General features: G+C 66.9%; 11 protein-coding genes. 5 read left to right on the top strand and 6 right to left on the bottom strand.

Annotated features, from left to right (window positions below; translation table 11 throughout):
* From ASC91_RS21665 to ASC91_RS21655, 3 genes are read left to right on the top strand one after another with little or no spacing between them, the layout of a single operon-like run.
* Positions 1 to 2,373 (top strand): alpha-amylase family glycosyl hydrolase, encoded by a 2,373-nt coding sequence (locus ASC91_RS21665; protein ID WP_056201806.1) that lies wholly within the window; start codon positions 1 to 3, stop codon positions 2,371 to 2,373.
* Positions 2,370 to 3,248, top strand: coding sequence for an aldo/keto reductase (locus ASC91_RS21660; protein WP_056201803.1), 879 nt, complete (start codon positions 2,370 to 2,372; stop codon positions 3,246 to 3,248). The genes ASC91_RS21665 and ASC91_RS21660 overlap by 4 nt, the downstream gene beginning before the upstream one ends.
* Positions 3,230 to 4,306 (top strand): hypothetical protein, encoded by a 1,077-nt coding sequence (locus tag ASC91_RS21655; RefSeq protein ID WP_056201800.1) that lies wholly within the window; start codon positions 3,230 to 3,232, stop codon positions 4,304 to 4,306. The genes ASC91_RS21660 and ASC91_RS21655 overlap by 19 nt, the downstream gene beginning before the upstream one ends.
* Positions 4,307 to 4,536: 230 nt before the next feature.
* On the opposite strand, the gene ASC91_RS21650 is transcribed toward ASC91_RS21655, so the two are convergent.
* From ASC91_RS21650 to glk, 6 genes are all read right to left on the bottom strand, one after another.
* Positions 4,537 to 5,376: a PA4780 family RIO1-like protein kinase gene (locus tag ASC91_RS21650; RefSeq protein ID WP_056201797.1), complete on the bottom strand. Its 840-nt coding sequence runs from the start codon at positions 5,374 to 5,376 to the stop codon at positions 4,537 to 4,539.
* 31 nt (positions 5,377 to 5,407) lie between these two features.
* Positions 5,408 to 5,710 carry a Rid family hydrolase gene (locus tag ASC91_RS29870; protein ID WP_162247840.1) on the bottom strand — a complete coding sequence of 101 codons (303 nt, stop codon included), beginning with the start codon at positions 5,708 to 5,710 and terminating at the stop codon, positions 5,408 to 5,410.
* A gap of 73 nt (positions 5,711 to 5,783) precedes the next feature.
* Positions 5,784 to 6,530, bottom strand: a complete 747-nt coding sequence (locus tag ASC91_RS21640; protein ID WP_056201792.1) for a sugar nucleotide-binding protein — start codon at positions 6,528 to 6,530, stop codon at positions 5,784 to 5,786.
* Positions 6,527 to 7,819: an alpha-amylase family glycosyl hydrolase gene (locus ASC91_RS21635; RefSeq protein WP_056201789.1), complete on the bottom strand. Its 1,293-nt coding sequence runs from the start codon at positions 7,817 to 7,819 to the stop codon at positions 6,527 to 6,529. Before ASC91_RS21635 ends, ASC91_RS21640 begins: the two co-directional genes overlap by 4 nt.
* A gap of 221 nt (positions 7,820 to 8,040) precedes the next feature.
* Entirely contained in the window at positions 8,041 to 10,830 is a 2,790-nt protein-coding gene (locus tag ASC91_RS21630) for a TonB-dependent receptor (RefSeq protein WP_082532898.1), read from the bottom strand.
* 455 nt (positions 10,831 to 11,285) lie between these two features.
* Positions 11,286 to 12,278 carry a glucokinase gene (glk, locus tag ASC91_RS21625; protein WP_056201784.1) on the bottom strand — a complete coding sequence of 331 codons (993 nt, stop codon included), beginning with the start codon at positions 12,276 to 12,278 and terminating at the stop codon, positions 11,286 to 11,288.
* Positions 12,279 to 12,627: 349 nt separating this feature from the next.
* Here glk and ASC91_RS21620 point away from each other — a divergent pair, with 349 nt between their 5' ends.
* Together ASC91_RS21620 and ASC91_RS21615 are read left to right on the top strand one after the other, a co-directional pair.
* The gene (locus tag ASC91_RS21620; protein ID WP_056201782.1) at positions 12,628 to 14,538 is read left to right on the top strand and encodes a glucokinase; all 1,911 of its coding nucleotides are present in this window, start codon (positions 12,628 to 12,630) and stop codon (positions 14,536 to 14,538) included.
* A 177-nt stretch (positions 14,539 to 14,715) separates the two neighbouring features.
* A complete protein-coding gene (locus ASC91_RS21615) occupies positions 14,716 to 15,867 on the top strand; it encodes an efflux RND transporter periplasmic adaptor subunit (RefSeq protein WP_056201779.1) in 1,152 nt (383 codons plus the stop codon).
* Positions 15,868 to 16,332 lie beyond the last annotated feature (465 nt).

Below are 16,332 nucleotides of genomic sequence, written 5' to 3'. Positions count from 1 at the left end.
ATGTTGAAGACATTCGCGCTGTGCGCAGCGTTGCTTTCGCTCGTCCCTGCGGCTCATGCCGCCAACTGCAAACCCGCACCGCTCGGCGACGCCACGCTCTATCTGCGCGGTGGCCTCAACAACTGGGCGGCCCAGGATGAGCACGCGTTCGAGTACCGCTGCGACGCCTACTACCTCAACCTCAAGTCCCAGGGCACCCAGGAGTTCAAGTTGGCCGACGAGGACTGGACGGCCGCCCTCACCTTTGGCGGCGACGCCAAGGGCGACCCGGCTCGCGGTGCCGGTGGCAACCTCAAGCGCGACTTCAAGGGGGAGCAGACGCTGCGCCTGGCGATTGCCGCCGACGGCAGCGCCACGCTTACCGTCGGCCCCAGGACCTTCAAACCCACGCCACCCAAGCCCCTCACCGACAAGGCTGCGCTGACGACCCACTTCAACTCCCGCAGTGCCGAGTCCAAGGCGCCTTTCGGTGCCCAGCCCGCCGGCAGCGAGATCCGCTTCAGCATCGGTAACGACGTGCCCGGCCTGAAGCAGGCCACCCTCGTCATCGAACGCCGCCAGATGACCGGCAACCAGGAGCAGCTCGCCTACGAACCTGTGGCCCGCATCGCCATGACGCCACATTCGCGCGGCATGGGCATCGGCTTCACAGCGAGCTATCGCTTTGACGCTACTGGTATCTACGGCTACTGGTTCGAGATCGAGACCGATCAGGGCAGGTACGCGCTGCAGAACAACAAGGACCCCATCTACTGGACGCGCGAGAAGGGCTCCATGGGGTCTGCCTCGGTCGAGCGCCTGCCGGCCAACTTGAACCGCGTGCGCCGCTACCGCCAGACCATCCATGCGCCCGGTTTCGAGGTGCCGGCCTGGGCCCAGGACATCGTCTACTACTACGTCTTCCCCGAGCGCTTCCGCAATGGCGACAAGGGCAACGACCCTCGCCCCGGCGGCGGCCGGCCGCAGGACCGTTACCAGGACCGCGATGTCGAGCGCCACGCCAAGTGGAACGAAAAGCCCTTCAAGCCGAACACCGGGGACGGTTCCGACGCTCTCTACAACAACGACTTCTTCGGCGGCGACCTCGCCGGCATCATCGAAAAGCTCGACTACATCAAGAGCCTGGGCGCCAACGCCATCTACCTGACGCCGGTGTTTCGCGCGCCCAGCAACCACAAGTACGACGCGGCCGACTACAAGCAGATCGACCCAGCCTTCGGCACGAATGATGACTTTGTGCGCCTGTGCGCCGAAGCCGCCAAGCGCGGCATCCGCGTCATCCCCGACACCTCGCTGAACCACGTCGGCGCAGACTCGCCCTACTTCAACCGCTTCTCCAATTTCCCCGCGGGCGGTGCGTTTGACGGCGGCAAGATCAACCCCGCCTCGCCGTATGCGAGCTGGTTCAAGTTCAAGCCCGAGGAGACTGACCCCAACAAGCAGTTCCAGGGCTGGGTCGGCGTGTCCGATCTGCCGGAGATCGACAAGAGCGCCCCGTCCTTTCGCGCCTACGCCTACCGCGACAAGGACTCGGTGACCAACCTCTGGCTGGACCGCGGCGCTGCCGGCTGGCGCATGGACGTGGCGCCCTGGGTGCCCGACGACTTCTGGCGCGAATGGCGCCAGGCCGTCAAGGCCAAGAAGCCCGACGCGCTGACCGTCGCCGAGACCTGGTTCGATTCGTCGAAGTACTTCCTCGGCGACATGTTCGACTCGACGATGAACTACATCTTCCGCAACGCCGTGCTGGACTACGCCGCCGGCAAGAGCGGCAAGCTGATGGCCGCAAACCTGGAGCTGATGCGCGAGGCCTATCCGGCGCAGTCCTTCTATGCGCTGATGAACCTGTTGTCGACCCACGACCAGCCGCGCGCCCTGCACCACTTCGGCGAGGACCGCGATCTGGCGCTGGCCAAGCAGCGCCTGCGCCTCGCCGTCTTCTTCCAGATGACCTACCCCGGCTCGCCGACCATCTACTACGGCGACGAAGTGGGCTTGGGCGGTGGTGACGACCCCTACAACCGTGCGCCCTACCCCTGGGCCGACGAGGGCGGCCAGCCCGACGAGGCCCTGCTCGCCGACTTCAAGCGGCTGATCCGGCTGCGCCACGACCTGCCGGTGCTGCGCCGCGGCAACTTGAACGCGCCGCTGCATGTCGACGACCACGTCGTCGTGCTGGCGCGCCAGGACGGCGACACCTGGGCCATCACCGCCACCAACAACAGTGACAAGCCGCGCACCGTCAGCGTCGGCCTGCCCTTTCCGGCCGACCAGCTGCACGACGCGCTCGGCGGCCCTGCCGTGGCCGTGAAGAACGGCTGGATCCAGCTCACTGTGCCGCCCTTGTTCGGCCGCGTCCTCATCACGAAATGATCCTCAACAACCTCGGCCACACCGGCCTGCGCGTCTCAGCCCTCGGCTTCGGCGCGATGCACATCAACGACGAGCGCACGACCGAGGCTGAAGCCGGCGCGTTGCTGAACCATGTGCTGGACCTTGGCATCAACCTCGTCGACACCGCCCGCGGCTACGGCCTCAGCGAGGAGCGGATCGGCCGCCACCTCAACACGCGCCGTGCGGACTTCGTGCTGTCCACCAAGGTGGGCTACGGCGTCGAAGGCGTGCCGGACTGGACGTACGACTGCATCGTGCAAGGCGTCGAGCGCGCGCTCAAGCTGATGCAGACCGACTGGCTCGACATCGTCCACCTGCACTCCTGCCCGCTGCATGTGCTGGAGCAAGGCGAGGTCGTGCGCGCGCTGAACGACTGCCGCACCGCCGGCAAGCTGCGCGTGGCGGCCTACTCGGGCGACAACGCCGAAATCGACTTCGCCCTCGTGTGTGGCGCCTTTGGCAGCCTGCAGACCTCGGTCAGCATTTGCGACCAGGCCCATCTGAACCTGCGTGCCGCTCGGGCCGACCATGCCGGCATCGGCGTCATCGCCAAACGCCCGCTGGCCGGCGCCGTCTGGCGCCATGCGCAGCGGCCGGATGACTTTGCAGAAGGCCAGTACTGGGACCGCTTCAAGGCCATGAGCCTGCCCGCGAAGGAAGACTGGGCTGACCTGGCCCTGCGCTTCGCGGCCTTCCACACGGGCGTTGCCAGCGCCATCGTCGGCACCGCCAAACCGGCCAACCTGCGCCGCAACATCGAAGCGATCTCGCGTGGACCGCTGCCAGCCGAACTGGTGGTCGCCGTCCGCGCGGCCTTCGACCAACATGGCGATGCATGGCCGGGCCTGATCTGACGCTGGACGAAGCGCGCCAGCGAACCAACCTGGCTTTCATCTCCAGTGGTGCCGAGTTCGCCTTTGGTGATGCGGCCGCGCTGCCCTTGCCGGTCGCGCAACTGAAGGCACTGAACGCCGACAGCCCCGGCGTTGAAGCCGTGCACAACGGCGGCCTGACCGCCGAGGTGCTGTGCCTGATCCACGCCGGCCGCCGCTGGGCCATCAAGCGCGCCCGCACCGAGTGCCGGGTGCGCAATCCCGACGGCCAGACATCCTTCCTGAACGAGCTGCAGCGCCACGCCGAGCTGACCGGGCTGGGCTTGCCGGGCGTCGTCGCACCGGTCTTCGGCTCGCTACGCGATGGCCTCGTCGTATCGCCCTGGATTGCCGGCCGCCCCCCGGGCGTGCTCGACGAGCGCCAGGCGCGCACGCTGCTCGAAGCCGGCTGCGCGCTGATCGAGCACGGCTTCTTCGAGTGGGACTACAGCGCCGGCAATCTGCTGGACGACGGCGAACGCGTCTGGCTCTACGACTTCGGCTACTGCTACCGCTTCGACCCGCTGACACAGTTCAACAGCGCCGGCGATGGCCACAACCGCCCCCAATACCACCTCGCCGAACGCATCGAAAGCCGCCACCTGTTCGGCGCCTTGCTCGATGCGGGCAGCGATGGCGACGCCCTGTCCCATTTCCTGGGTTTCAAGCGGCTGGCAGCGCAGGCCTATGAGGGCCTGGCCGAGCGCCTGGCCTGCCGCGGCGCCACCGGGCGCGTCATCGGTCACTACCGTGGGCTGGCCGTTCGCTGGCGCCACGAACTGGTCCACGCGCCGGGTCGGCTCTACCTGGCCGACGCCTGGCGCGCCCACCGCAGCGATCTCGAAGACGACCTGCGCGGCCGCTCCTGCACGCCGCGCACCCTCAGGCGTGCCCAGTGGCTGCAGCAGGCGCTGCGCGAGCACGGCCACACCCTGCGCAGCTGCGGCGCATTGGCGCAGCAAGATGCAGCCCTGGACGACGCGGCTTTGCTGCACCAGCTGCGCGAACAACAACTCGAAGCCGAGCGCCACCAGCTCTAGGGTCAACCCCGTCACCTCGGCGGGACTGGCCATCGCGCCCAACCTGATGCTGCACTACCCCGCGGCGGCCTATCTCTTCGTCAGCCCGAGTCGCCCCGGCCTGGCCGCCGAGCTGAAGACCCGCCTGGAGGCGGCGATCACCGACGGCATCTTCCAGCGTCTGCATCGCGAGTTCTACGGCGCCGTGCTGCAGGCCAGCGGCGCGAGCTGTAGCTGCAGCCGGGAGAAACCTAGCTCATGCGAAGAACGCGCGCTGCCTCTTCCAGGCGCGCATCCTCGATCTCGCGCAACACGCCCGACAGGTCCACCTCGCCGCGCTTGTGCTCGTAGCGGCCCGTCAGCGGCATGCCGGGCACCAGCAAACCGGCAGCGTAGAGCGACCAGATCTCGGGGCCGTACTGCGTGGCCAGCAAGGCCGGCGCGTGCTGGCCGAAGAAGTTGCGCAGGTTGTTCACGTCGCGTATGAGCATGCGCGGCGCATGGTTGTTGCCGGCGGCGTCCACGGCCTGCGGCAGGTCGATGATGACCGGGCCATCGGCGGCCAGCAGCACATTGAACTCGGACAGGTCGCCATGGATGACACCGGCGCAGAGCATGCGCACCACCTCGCCGATCAGCGTGTCGTGGTGCTGGCGCGCCTCGGCCGCGCTGAAGCTCAGGTCATTGAGCCGCGGTGCAGCGTCGCCGAACTCATCGGCCACCAGTTCCATCAGCAGCACGCCATCATGGAAGTTGTCGGGCCGCGGCACCCGCACGCCGGCCGCAGCCAGGCGGTAGAGCGCGTCGACCTCGGCGCTCTGCCACGCCGCCTCCTGCTGCTGGCGGCCGAAGGTCGTGCGCTTGGCCATCGCGCGCGCCTGCCGGCTGTTGCGGACCTTGCGGTTCTCGGTGTAGTCGACGGCCTGGCGGAAGCCCCGCTTGTTGGCCTCCTTGTAGACCTTGGCGGCACAGGTGTCATCGCCGCAGCGCACGACGTAGACATCGGCTTCCTTGCCGCTCTTCAGTTGCCTAACGACGCTGTCGATCAGGCCTTCATCAATCAGTGCCTGCAGGCGGGCGGGTGGTTTCATGGCGTCATTGTCGACGCGGGCGGGCCTGGGCTCAGGAGCCCAGCTTCTGCCTCGCCGAAACAGGCGCCGCGACGACCACCAGTTCGATCAACAACCCCGGCGCCAGGCCAGATTGGAAGCAGGCCCGCTGCGGCCAATGTTCGGGATGCGGCCCGATCCATGCCTGCCATTGCAGGTCGAAAGCATCCCGGTTGGCGATGTCGGTGAGGATGACCTGCAGCGACAGCAGGTGGGTGCGCGCCGAGCCGGCTTCCTGCAGATGCGCTTCGAGCATCTGCAGGCTTTGACGCACCTGTTCTTCAAAGCCGGCCGAGAAGTCGGTCGCGTTGGCCACCGTCCAGACCAGGCCGCCAACCCCCCCATACGCCACCGTACGGCTGCGGCCCTTGCCGTTGATGGGCCAGCGCTCAATCACGGGTGAGCCCAGGCAGGCGTGCCGACAGCGGTGGCAAGCGGCTGACGCCGCCGATGAGGCGCTGGTCATGCCGGTAGCCCTCGTCCGCCTGGACTTGCCAGTCGCGGCCGAACTCGATCGCGAGTGCGCGCGCCACCTCATCAAAGCGCCAGCCCTCCTCGGAATTGCTGTCCAGGTGGTGCACACCGGGCAGCGGCCGTTCGATCAACGCCAGCAGCGCGGCGGCCGTGTCGGTCATGAACGAGCAGGCCGGCGTCCATGCTCGGCTTGCGGCCACATGGCCATCGCGCTTTTGCCATTCGTCCAGCGTCGTCAGCATGTTGTTGCCAGGCCGGGTCGCGTCGATCTGCCAGCCGATGCGGGCGATGACGGGCCTCTCGTTGGCCAGCAACACCGCGTCTTCGCACTCGGCCTTGTAGCGGCCGTATTCGTCCTTGGCGTTGCGCGCGTCGGCCACGTCATGCGGGCCGTCGGGCTCGTGGTCGAAGACCATGACCGTGCTGGTAAACAGGAAGTTCGGACAGCGCGACGCCAGCCAGCCCGCGAAGCGCGCCGAAGCCATGCCCAGGTGGGCGATCGCGTCCACCGACTGCGCGGAAAGCCAGGCGGCTGACAGCTTCTCATCGTCGAGGTTCACCGCGGTGCGGTCCCAGCCGATGACCTGATGCCCGGCTGCGCGGGCCGCCTCGGCCAAGCGTGGCGCCAACGTGCCGTTCAGGCCAGTGATGAGGATTCTCATGACAACTGCCACCCCCATGGGCGCAGCTTGTGGCCCTGCCAGAGCTGTTCCATCTTCGACAGGTTGACAGCCACGCGTACCAGGTCCTGGTCCAGGCGGCGCTCGAAGGCGACGATGTCGGGCGGGCTGTCCAGCAGCTTCACCGGCGCGCCGTACTGGCCGGCGGCCAGCGCCGGATGTTGGTGCTTGAGCGCAGCGAGGCTGGCGTAGAAGTCGCTCAGCTCATAGGTCTTCCAGTCGATGGCGTCCTTCTCGAAGAACTCCAGCTTCTTGGTCAACCGCGACTCCTGGCCGTTGTAGACCAGCGGCATGCCGGGCAGCGTGAACGTCAGTACCGCCAGTGCGGGGTAGGCGTCGCCGTAGAGATCGGCGTCGGTGCCGTGCCAGGAGTTGAAGTCGTGATTGCTCGTGAAGCGCATGCGGTAGGCATGGGCGGGAAAGCCCGCCGGTTGCTTGGCCAGCCACTCCTTCAACAGTGGGGCGCCCGCCTCGCCCTTGCCGATCCTCTTGAACACCTGGTCGGCCAGGTCCCAGGAATAGGTCATGTCGAAGGCGCCGCTGGTGTGCAGGTCGATGGCGTCGGACTCGGCCAGCATGAACATCGGCTTGACCGCGTCCAGCTCCTTGCGCACACGCACCCAGAAGTCGGTCGGCACCAGGCTGGCCACATCGCAGCGGAAGCCATCGATGCCGGTTTCTCGCACCCAGAACTTCATCGCGTCGATCATTGCGGCGCGCAAGCCCGGGCTCTTGTAGTTCAGCGCGACGACATCGTCCCAGTGCTCCTCGCCCGGCTGGCCTTCGTTGAAAGTGACGGCGTGGATCTCACCCTTGCCGTTGAGCTTGTACCAATCCTTGTGTGCCGTAGCCCAGGGGTGTTCCCAGGCCGTGTGGTTGGCCACCCAGTCGAGGATGACCTTGAACCCCAGCTTGTGCGCCGCAGCGACCAGCGCCTTGGCATCGGCCAGCGTGCCGAACTCGGGGTTCACGGCCGTGTAGTCGCTGATCGAGTAGTAGCTGCCCAGCGTCCCCTTGCGGTTGAGCTTGCCGATGGGCTGGATGGGCATCAGCCACAGGATGTCCACGCCCAGCCTTTTCAGCCGCTGCAGGTCCGACTGCACGGCCTTGAACGTGCCTTCGGGCGAGAACTGGCGAACGTTGATCTGGTAGATGACGGCCTGGCGGGTCCAGGGCAGATGGGGCATCTCGACGGAAGCGGCGGCAGAGGCACTCATGGCGGGCAGGGCGAGTGAGGTGGCGGCGGTCAGTACGGTGCGGCGGTTGGGCATGGCGGTCTCGATGAGGGACGTGCTGCGTGATCGCGGGCAAGTGGCAAGCGGTGGCGCCGCTGAAACGGTAGATGCGTCCATGCGTGCGACAGAGGTCGAGCTTCTCTCCAGCTTGTGCGTCATGTGTCCCCTGAATCATCGCCCGTCTCCCGACCGGGCCGATGAGGGCCCCCAAACGAAAAAGCCCGGCGCACGGCCGGGCCTCATTCAACACCGAAGCATCAGAACTTGTAGTTCGCCCCCAGCAGGAAGGTGCGCCCCCAGCGGATGTACTCCAACGGGCGATCCTTGGTGCCGGCGTAGGTTTGGTAAGCCTCGTTGGTCAGGTTGTTGACCTGGAACAGCAGCCCCAGACCCTTGAAGGCGCCCTCGTTGAAGGAGTAGCCCAGTTGGAGGTCGGTGATCTTCTCGCCAACAACGTAGCGCAGGGTACGTGAGCCGTTGAAGTTGCCGATTTCACCAATGAAGTCCGAGCGGCGGCGCTGGCTCACGCGGGCCTCGAACCCATTGGCCTCGTAGTAGGCCGTCAGGTTGTAGACCCGCTTGGACAGGCCGGGCAGCGCGATGTCGCCGCCACCCACGCTGCTCGCACTCTCCGGATCCTGGATCTTGATGCTGCTGTGGGTGAAGCTGGCGCTGGCCTGGATGCCAAAGCCCTTGAAGGTGTCGGAGACGAGGCTCAGCGGCAGCGAGGCCGAGAGCTCGACACCAGACAACTTCCCGCCCTTGCCGTTGAACGGCGCCGTGAACGTACCCGTGGGCAGCGCGGCGGGACAAGGCTGATTGGGGCCGGCAGGCGTCGTGCACGTGTTCGGCGGCGTGTAGCTTTTGACGAAGTCCGTGAAGTCGTAGCCGTCCTGTTTCTGGGTGTAGATGTAGCTCTTCAAGTCCTTGTAGAAGCCCGCCGCGGCGATATAGGCCTTGGTGCCGAAGTACTTCTCATAGGACACGTCGAAGGCATTGGCGATCCACGGATCGGCCTTGGGGTTGCCGCCGCTGGCGCCGGGCTTGCCGGTCGAGTTGTCGACGCCGAACTCGATGCCCGAGCGGAGCTGGTCCACGCGCGGGCGGGCCATCTGGCGGGCCAGGGCCACGCGCAGGGTCTGGTCATCGGCCAGCGAGAAAGCCAGGTTCATGCTTGGCAGCACGTCGGTGCGCACCTTGCCGTCGCTGTTGGTCTTGACATTGCTGCCGGCGGGCGCGTTGCTGTCCCAATAGTTCGACGTGGACGACTGATCCACGCGGATGACTTGCAGGCCCACGTTGCCGCGCATGGGGATGCCGCCCAACTCGGTGTCGATGTTGCCCTTGATGAAGCCGGTGGTGGCCTTTTCGTACACGTTCCAGGCCTTGGGGATCAGATAGGCTGCGCTGGTCTCGCTGGGGTTGAAAGTCATGTAGCGCGACACGGCGCCCGGCACGTTCCAGGCCGGGATGCTGCCCAGGCCCGCAAAGCTCAGGTCCACGGGGGCGTACTGCAGGTCGCTGGCAATGGCGGTGTCACCCTGCGAGCCGACGTTGATGTTGCCCTCGGGCTGGCGCTTCTTCTTGGAGCGGTCGGCGTAGTTGACACCCAGGTCCACGTCCTGGAAGAAGCCCTTGATCGAATCCGGCAGCGGGAAGTTGCCAGCCAGCTTGAACGACTTGAGCTCGTCCTCGACGCTGGGACGCTTGCCGTAGCCCGAGCCGTAGATCGTGCCGCGCAGGAACAGCTTGGTCGGGTCGGAGTAGTTCAGCGTGGGGGTCAGCGTCGGGAAACTGGACGTGGCGAAATTCAGCTTCAGGGTGTCCAGCGGTGCGGTTGCGCCGGTGGGCAGCAACTGCGTGTTGTTCTCGAGATTGGTTTCCTTGCGGTCAGCCTTGGAGTAGCTCACATCCGCCGTCAGCGTGCCACCGCCGGCCAGCTTGAGCTTGTTGTTCCAGCCGAAGGCATCGATGGTGTCCCTGCGGTCGTTGTACATGCCACGCACCAGCGGGTACAGGCCGCTGGCGCTGCCGCCGACGAAGGTGTTGTTGCCGTTCACCACCGGGGAAGCGATGTTCAGGCCCGGGTTGTAACCGCCGTTGTAGCCGCCGAGATTGACTTCAAACTGGTTCGCGGTGTCCTCCTGCGTGGCCCTGGTGTGGTAGTAGTCCACCACGCTGGTGAAGTCCTTGTTCGGGCGGAACTCGGCGGTCGCCATGAAGGCGTCGCGCTTGTTCACCCCGGTGCGGCGCAGGGCCTTGATGCCATCGGAATAGAACGTACCTGCCGCCACGCCCGGACGCCAGCCGGCGCCCAGCGACTGCCAGGGCTCGTACAGGCCGACCTGCTCTTCCTGGATCGGGGTTTCCTGGTGGGCATAGCCCAGCACCAGACCGACGGTGCGGTCGGCGAACTGGTCGATGTAGCTGGCACTGACGCGGTTGCCCGTGCCCTTGGAACCGGCGGCACCGCCCAGCGAATTCCTCTGACCGCGCACGTTGACGGCCATCACGCGGCTGCCGAAGTTCAACGGGCGCACGGTCTGCATGTCGATGGTGCCGGACAGGCCCTGGCCGACCAGGCCGCCGTCCGGCGTCTTGTAGACGCTCACGCCGGCCAGCAGCTCGGAGGGGTATTGATCGAACTCGACCGAGCGGTTGTCGCCGGTGCTCACCAGCTCACGGCCGTTGAGCAGCGAGGTGGCGAAATCGGGCGACAGGCCGCGCACGCTGATGACCTGGGCGCGACCCGCCACGCGCTGGGCGGAAAGGCCCGGCAGGCGGCCGATGGACTCGGCGATGCTGATGTCGGGCAGCTTGCCGATGTCTTCGGCCGAGACCGACTCAACGATGTTGTCGGCGTTCTTCTTGACCGAGATCGATGCCTCGATGCCTCTGCGGATGCCGGTGACGGTCACCGTTTCGAGTTGCTGGGTCTGCGCTTGTGCGCCTGCGGCGGCGATCAGCAATGTGCAGCCGATGGCAATCGGACTGATGCGGAACGACGCCGCGGTGCCCGACCCGCACTTGTCTTGGCTCATGGTCATGAATGTCTCCTCTAGTTCATTGGAAAACGGCTTGGCCCGAAGTCCGCCTCCGGGGCCACCGGCGCGCGTCTCGTGGGCGAGAACCCAACGTCTCGAGCAGGTTTGTATCAAAACTAGATTTTTTCCAGCATCTGCGTAAACCCTAGACGTTGCGAAGAAACGACCCGATTTCAGTCAAAAACCGCGGGTAAACCAGCATGGAATTGACACTGCCGGCGAAACATCAGGGCGAACAACTACGCAAGAAGTCAAAACTTGTAGCGCAACTACAGCATCAACTTAGGGGTTAACAACAGGTCTGCCGGCGTGACCAATCGCGTCCGGGCGACGCAAGGCGCAAGGGCGGTCATGCAAGGCGAGAGCACGCAAGGCGAAGCCACACCGGCCGCGCGGCGGCGGCGTGGTGCCAAAGATCGCGTGTGAGAAGACGGCGCGCGCAGACCGCGCGCGCCGTGTCAGGCGTCGGCCTGCTCCAGCGCCAGGGCGGCGCCGGACAATGCGGCCAGCGTGTCGGTGATGAGGGCCGTGGGGATGCCCGCCAGGAAGGGCTGGAAGCGCCCCTTGGCCTCGAAACGGGCGCGGAACTCCGATTGGAAGAAGCGCTCGCCCAGGCGCGGCACGATGCCGCCGCCGATGAAGACGCCGCCGCGCGAACCCAGCGTCAGCGCGACGCTGCCGGCGAAACCACCCAGCATGGCGCAGAAGAGATCCAGCGTGCGCACGCAAGCAGTCGATTCACCGGCCAGGCCCCGGGCGACGATCTGCTCGGTCGGCAGCGAGCTGACGTCTTCGCCCTCGCCGAGCGCGGCCGCGACGGCGCGGCACAGCACCGGCAGCCCGATGCCCGACAGGAAGCGCTCGGCCGACACATGCGGGAACTCGCGGCGCGCCTGGCTCAGCACGGCGCTCTCAAAATCGTCCGCCGGCGCCAGCGTCGCGTGCCCACCCTCACCCGGCAGCGCCAGCCAGCGCCCGGGTGCGCGCACGACGCCGCCCACGCCCAGGCCCGTGCCCGGGCCGATGACAGCCATGACCGTGCCCACAGCCACATCACCGGTCGCCGGCGGGGGCGCACCCCAGGCACGCAGCTGGTCGGCCCGCAGCCGCGGCAGCGACAGCGCCTGGGCCTCGAAATCATTCAGGCAGAGCAGCGTCTTCAGGCCCAGTTCGGCCTGCGTGCCGGCGCGCGAGAAGCTCCAGGCACCGTTGGTCAGCTCGATGTGATCGCCGTCCAGCGCCGTCGCGAGCGCAAAGGCCGCACTTTGCGGCTTGGCCTTGCCGGCTGGCTGCCCCTGCAGATATGCGCGCACTGCGGCCGCCGGGCCCGCATGGCCCGCCACCGACAGCACCCGCACGTCTTCCACTGCGGCGCCGGGGCCGGCAACGGTGCCGAAACGCGCATTGGTGCCGCCGACGTCGGCCACCAACCAAGGGTAGGCGGCACTCATACAGGAACTCCCGAAACAAGGAGGGGCGCAAGGCAGCGGATATTCAGGAGTCGGACAGTGGCAAACACAGGGCTGAAAAGGGTGTAGTACGGTCGCGGCGGACGGTAGCAAAACTACATCAAATCGACAATACATACTCGCCCTTGGAATCAAATCTCGAATGAGAAAACGCTTTCAACTCCCGGCAAGCCAGCCATCGCCCTGGGGAAACTCGATTGCCGAGGATCTGTAGTGAAGCTACAACCTGTTTGAGCTTCCACACCAGGAATCGCCCCCGAAAGGGTCCAAGGCAGGTCGCCTGCGCGCCTGCTGATAATCGCCCGTCTTTCCTCAGGTTCCTTCAGCGCCCATGCCCCGTTTCGACAGCCCCCGCCTGCTTGCCGATATTGGCGGCACCTATGCTCGTTTCGCGCTGGAAGTCGGCCCGGGTGAGTTCACGCAGATGGCCTCGCTGCGCTGCGCCGACCACGCCGACTTCCACGCCGCCGTGCGCGCCTATCTGCAAGGCCTGAGCTGGCAGGACGGCGGCGCACAGCAAATCGCGCATGCGGCCATCGCCATCGCCAACCCGGTCGAAGGCGATCGGGTGCGCATGACCAACTACCACTGGCAGTTCTCCATCGACGAGATGCGCCAGCGCCTGAGCCTGGACACCCTCGTCGTCGTCAACGACTTCACCGCCCTGGCCATGGCCCTGCCCCGGCTGGCCGAAGTGGATGTGCACCAGGTCGGCGGCGGCCAGGCGCGCCGACCCAGCGTCATCGGCCTGCTGGGCGCGGGTACGGGCCTGGGCGTGTCGGGGCTGATCCCGGCCGGGGAAGGCTGGATTGCGCTCGGCACTGAGGGCGGCCACGTCAACTTCGGCCCGCGCGATGAGCGCGAGATGGACATCCTGAAGTTCGCCTGGCGGACCTTGGATCACGTGTCCTACGAACGCCTGATCTCCGGCCCCGGCCTGGAGCTGATCTACAAGGCCCTGGCCGACCGCAACGGTGTCACCGATGCCGAGCCCCTGCTCGCCCCCGCCATCACCCAGCGCGCGCTGGAACAAGGCGACAAGCTGTGCCTGGAGACGCTGGAGGTCTTCTGCGGCCTGCTCGGCACGGCCGCGGCCAACCTGGCGGTGACGCTGGGATCGCTGGGCGGCATCTATATCGGCGGCGGCATCGTGCCGCGCCTGGGCGAGTATTTCGACCGCAGCCCCTTCCGCGAGCGCTTCGAGGACAAGGGGCGCTTCCGCGAGTACGTGTCGGCCATCCCGACCTTCGTCATCACCGCCGAGCACGCCACCTTCAAGGGCGCCTCGGCCATCCTCGAGAACCAGCTGCGCAATCTGCAGGCCTCGCCCGGCTCGGCCATCCTCGGCCAGATCCGCCGCGCCCGCAGCGAGCTGTCGCCGGCCGAACTGCGCGTGGCCGACCTGGTGCTGGCCCAGCCGCGCTCGGTGCTGAACGATCCCATCGCCGAGATCGCCCGCGCCGCCGGCGTCAGCCAGCCCACCGTCATCCGCTTCTGCCGCTCGCTGGGTTGCGAGGGCCTGTCCGACTTCAAGCTGCGCCTGGCTTCCGGCCTGACGGGCACGGTGCCGGTGACGCACACCCAGGTCAACACCAACGACTCCATGCTGGAGCTGGGCGCCAAGGTGCTGGGCAACACCGCCAGCGCCATCCTGCAGGTGCGCAGCCATCTGAACCGCGACACCATCGACCGCGCCATCGACATGCTGCTGTCGGCTCACCGCATCGAGTTCTTCGCCCTCGGCCATTACGGCGTCGTCGCCCAGGACGCGCAGTTCAAATTCCTGCGCTTTGGCATGCCCTGCGGCGCCTACACCGACCCGCGCCTGCAGCTGCTGGCCGCCGATGTGCTGCGCGAGGGCGACGTGGCCGTCGTCATCAGCAGCGGCGGCCGCCTGCCCGAGCTGCTGTCCGTCGTCGAGAAGGCGCAGGAACGCGGCGCCAAGGTCGTGGCCATCACGGCCAGCCAGAGCCCGCTGGCCAAGAAGGCAGATGCAACGCTGATCGTCGACCACATCGAGGACATCGCCACCCACCTGCCCATGGTCAGCCGCATCCTGCACCTGCTGGTCATCGACATCCTGGCCGTGGGCGTGGCCATGCGCCGCAGCCCCGACAGCATTGCCGCGCTGACCGTCGGCGGCGAGGACGACGAGGGCAAACCGGGGCGCGGAGCCAGCACGGCGGCCCCCGGCGTCAGCATGGCGTCGCCGCTGGCGCGGCTCACGTCGCACAGTCGCTGATGCGCAGGCTTGAAGTGCGCAAGCCTTGACCCCACATGACTTTTGCCAAGCGGCGCTTCACTCACGACGATGTGTGAAGTGGGGCCGGCAGGCTCCGTTCAACTGCTACGCTAGCCGACCCATCACGCCAACGCCGGCCGGAAGGGGCGAATAAGACCCCATCGTCCTGGGAGGGACATGAAAGCTTCTTTTCTGAAACGCTGGCGCGTGCGCCTGATCGTCATCGCCGTGCTCGCCGCTGGCGGGGCCACCTGGTGGTTCACCCGCACGCCGCCGCCGCCGCCACCGCCGCCCAGCGGCGTCGTCGCCCTGGCTGACGTGACCCAGACCGTGCAGGCCGCCGGCGTGCTGCAGGCCAAGACGCGCGTCGACGTCGGCGCCCAGGTCAGCGGCCAGGTCCAGACCATCCACATCGAGTTGGGCCATCAAGTCAAGAAGGGCGACCTGCTCGTCAGCCTCGACCCCGAGCTGGCGCGCAGCGACGTGGCGCAAGCCGAAGCCGCGGTGGCCCAGGCCAGCGCGTCCATCGACAGCCGCCGCGTCGACGCCGAAGCCGCCCGCCGCGAACTCAAGCGCCAGCAGCGCCTGCTGGCCGGCCAGGCCACTTCGGGCAACGAAGCCGAGAAGGCCGAGATCGACATCGCCAAGATCGAAGCCGACCTGCGTGGCCAGGCCGCCAACCTCACGCGCCTGCAGGCCGAGCTGGACAAGAAGAAGGTCAGCCTCTCCTACACGCGCATCACCGCGCCCATGAACGGCACCGTCGTCAACCTGCCCGTGCAGGTGGGCCAGACGCTGATCTCGGTGCAGATCACGCCCGTCATCCTGACGCTGGCCGATCTGGACACCATCACCGTGCGCACCAAGGTGCCCGAGGCCGACATCCAGGCCATCAAGGTCGGCCAGACGGCGCGCTTCACCACGCTGTCTGGCGAAGGCAAGCGCTACGAGGGCAAGGTGCGCGTCATCCAGCCCGTGCCGGAGCGCGCGGGCAATGCGGTGTTCTACAACGTGCTGTTCGAGGTGGACAACCGCGAGCGGGCGCTGTTCAGCGACATGACGGTGCAGGTCGACATCGAGACCGGCTCCGCCAAGCAGGTGCTGGCCATGCCCATCGTCGCCCTGGGCGAGCGCGGCAAGGACGGCCGCTTCACGGTGCAGGTGCTGGACGCGGCGAACAAGCAGACGCCGCGGCAGGTCAAGGTCGGCCTGCAGGACGGCGCCAAGGTGCAGGTGCTGGATGGCCTGAAGGCCGGCGAGAAGGTGCTGCTGGCGCCGCCGAGTGCGGCGGATGCGGCGGCTTCGGGTGCCAGCGCTGCGAGCAACTGACATGGCTCGCTTCGCTTCGACGGGAGGCGGGTTGCCGCCTACGCCCAGCCGGGAGTTCGCCCCGGCGGGCGACCTACTTTTTGCGCCGCCAAAAAGTAGGCAAAAAGCTCTCCCCTGCAAAACCGCCCTTCGGGTTCCCTGCGATGCTCGAATCCCAGGGCCGCGCCCAACTCACTTCGCTACGCTCCGTTCAAACAAAGGGGCGCGAAGTCAGAGCTTGAAGCTCGCTGTGCTCGCGCCCTGGGCTTCTGCGCTTCTCGGCGGTTTAGAAGGGGAGGCCCCAGAACAGCCGCAACAGCCAACAGCCAAGCCCGAAAGCCGGCTGGCAGCGGCTGTTCATCACCCCCCCTCTGAGCCCGCCGAGGAACGCAGGGCCTTGAGGCTGCGAGCGCAGCGAGCTTCAAGCTCTGACTCCGCGCAACTGTTTGACCAGAGCGTAGCGGCGGGAGTTTTGCGCGGTGCCTC

Source organism: Pelomonas sp. Root1237 (genome assembly GCF_001425055.1).
GTDB lineage: Bacteria > Pseudomonadota > Gammaproteobacteria > Burkholderiales > Burkholderiaceae_C > Pelomonas.
Note: the sequence above shows the minus strand (reverse complement) of the source record. Positions and strands in the feature narration are given on the sequence as shown.

Coding starts and splice junctions, on each gene's coding strand:
- ASC91_RS21665 (WP_056201806.1), top strand. CDS start 1: ATGTTGAAGACATTCGCGCTGTGCGCAGCGTTGCTTTCGCTCGTCCCT.
- ASC91_RS21660 (WP_056201803.1), top strand. CDS start 2,370: ATGATCCTCAACAACCTCGGCCACACCGGCCTGCGCGTCTCAGCCCTC.
- ASC91_RS21655 (WP_056201800.1), top strand. CDS start 3,230: ATGGCCGGGCCTGATCTGACGCTGGACGAAGCGCGCCAGCGAACCAAC.
- ASC91_RS21650 (WP_056201797.1), bottom strand. CDS start 5,376: ATGAAACCACCCGCCCGCCTGCAGGCACTGATTGATGAAGGCCTGATC.
- ASC91_RS21640 (WP_056201792.1), bottom strand. CDS start 6,530: ATGAGAATCCTCATCACTGGCCTGAACGGCACGTTGGCGCCACGCTTG.
- ASC91_RS21635 (WP_056201789.1), bottom strand. CDS start 7,819: ATGCCCAACCGCCGCACCGTACTGACCGCCGCCACCTCACTCGCCCTG.
- ASC91_RS21630 (WP_082532898.1), bottom strand. CDS start 10,830: ATGACCATGAGCCAAGACAAGTGCGGGTCGGGCACCGCGGCGTCGTTC.
- glk (WP_056201784.1), bottom strand. CDS start 12,278: ATGAGTGCCGCCTACCCTTGGTTGGTGGCCGACGTCGGCGGCACCAAT.
- ASC91_RS21620 (WP_056201782.1), top strand. CDS start 12,628: ATGCCCCGTTTCGACAGCCCCCGCCTGCTTGCCGATATTGGCGGCACC.
- ASC91_RS21615 (WP_056201779.1), top strand. CDS start 14,716: ATGAAAGCTTCTTTTCTGAAACGCTGGCGCGTGCGCCTGATCGTCATC.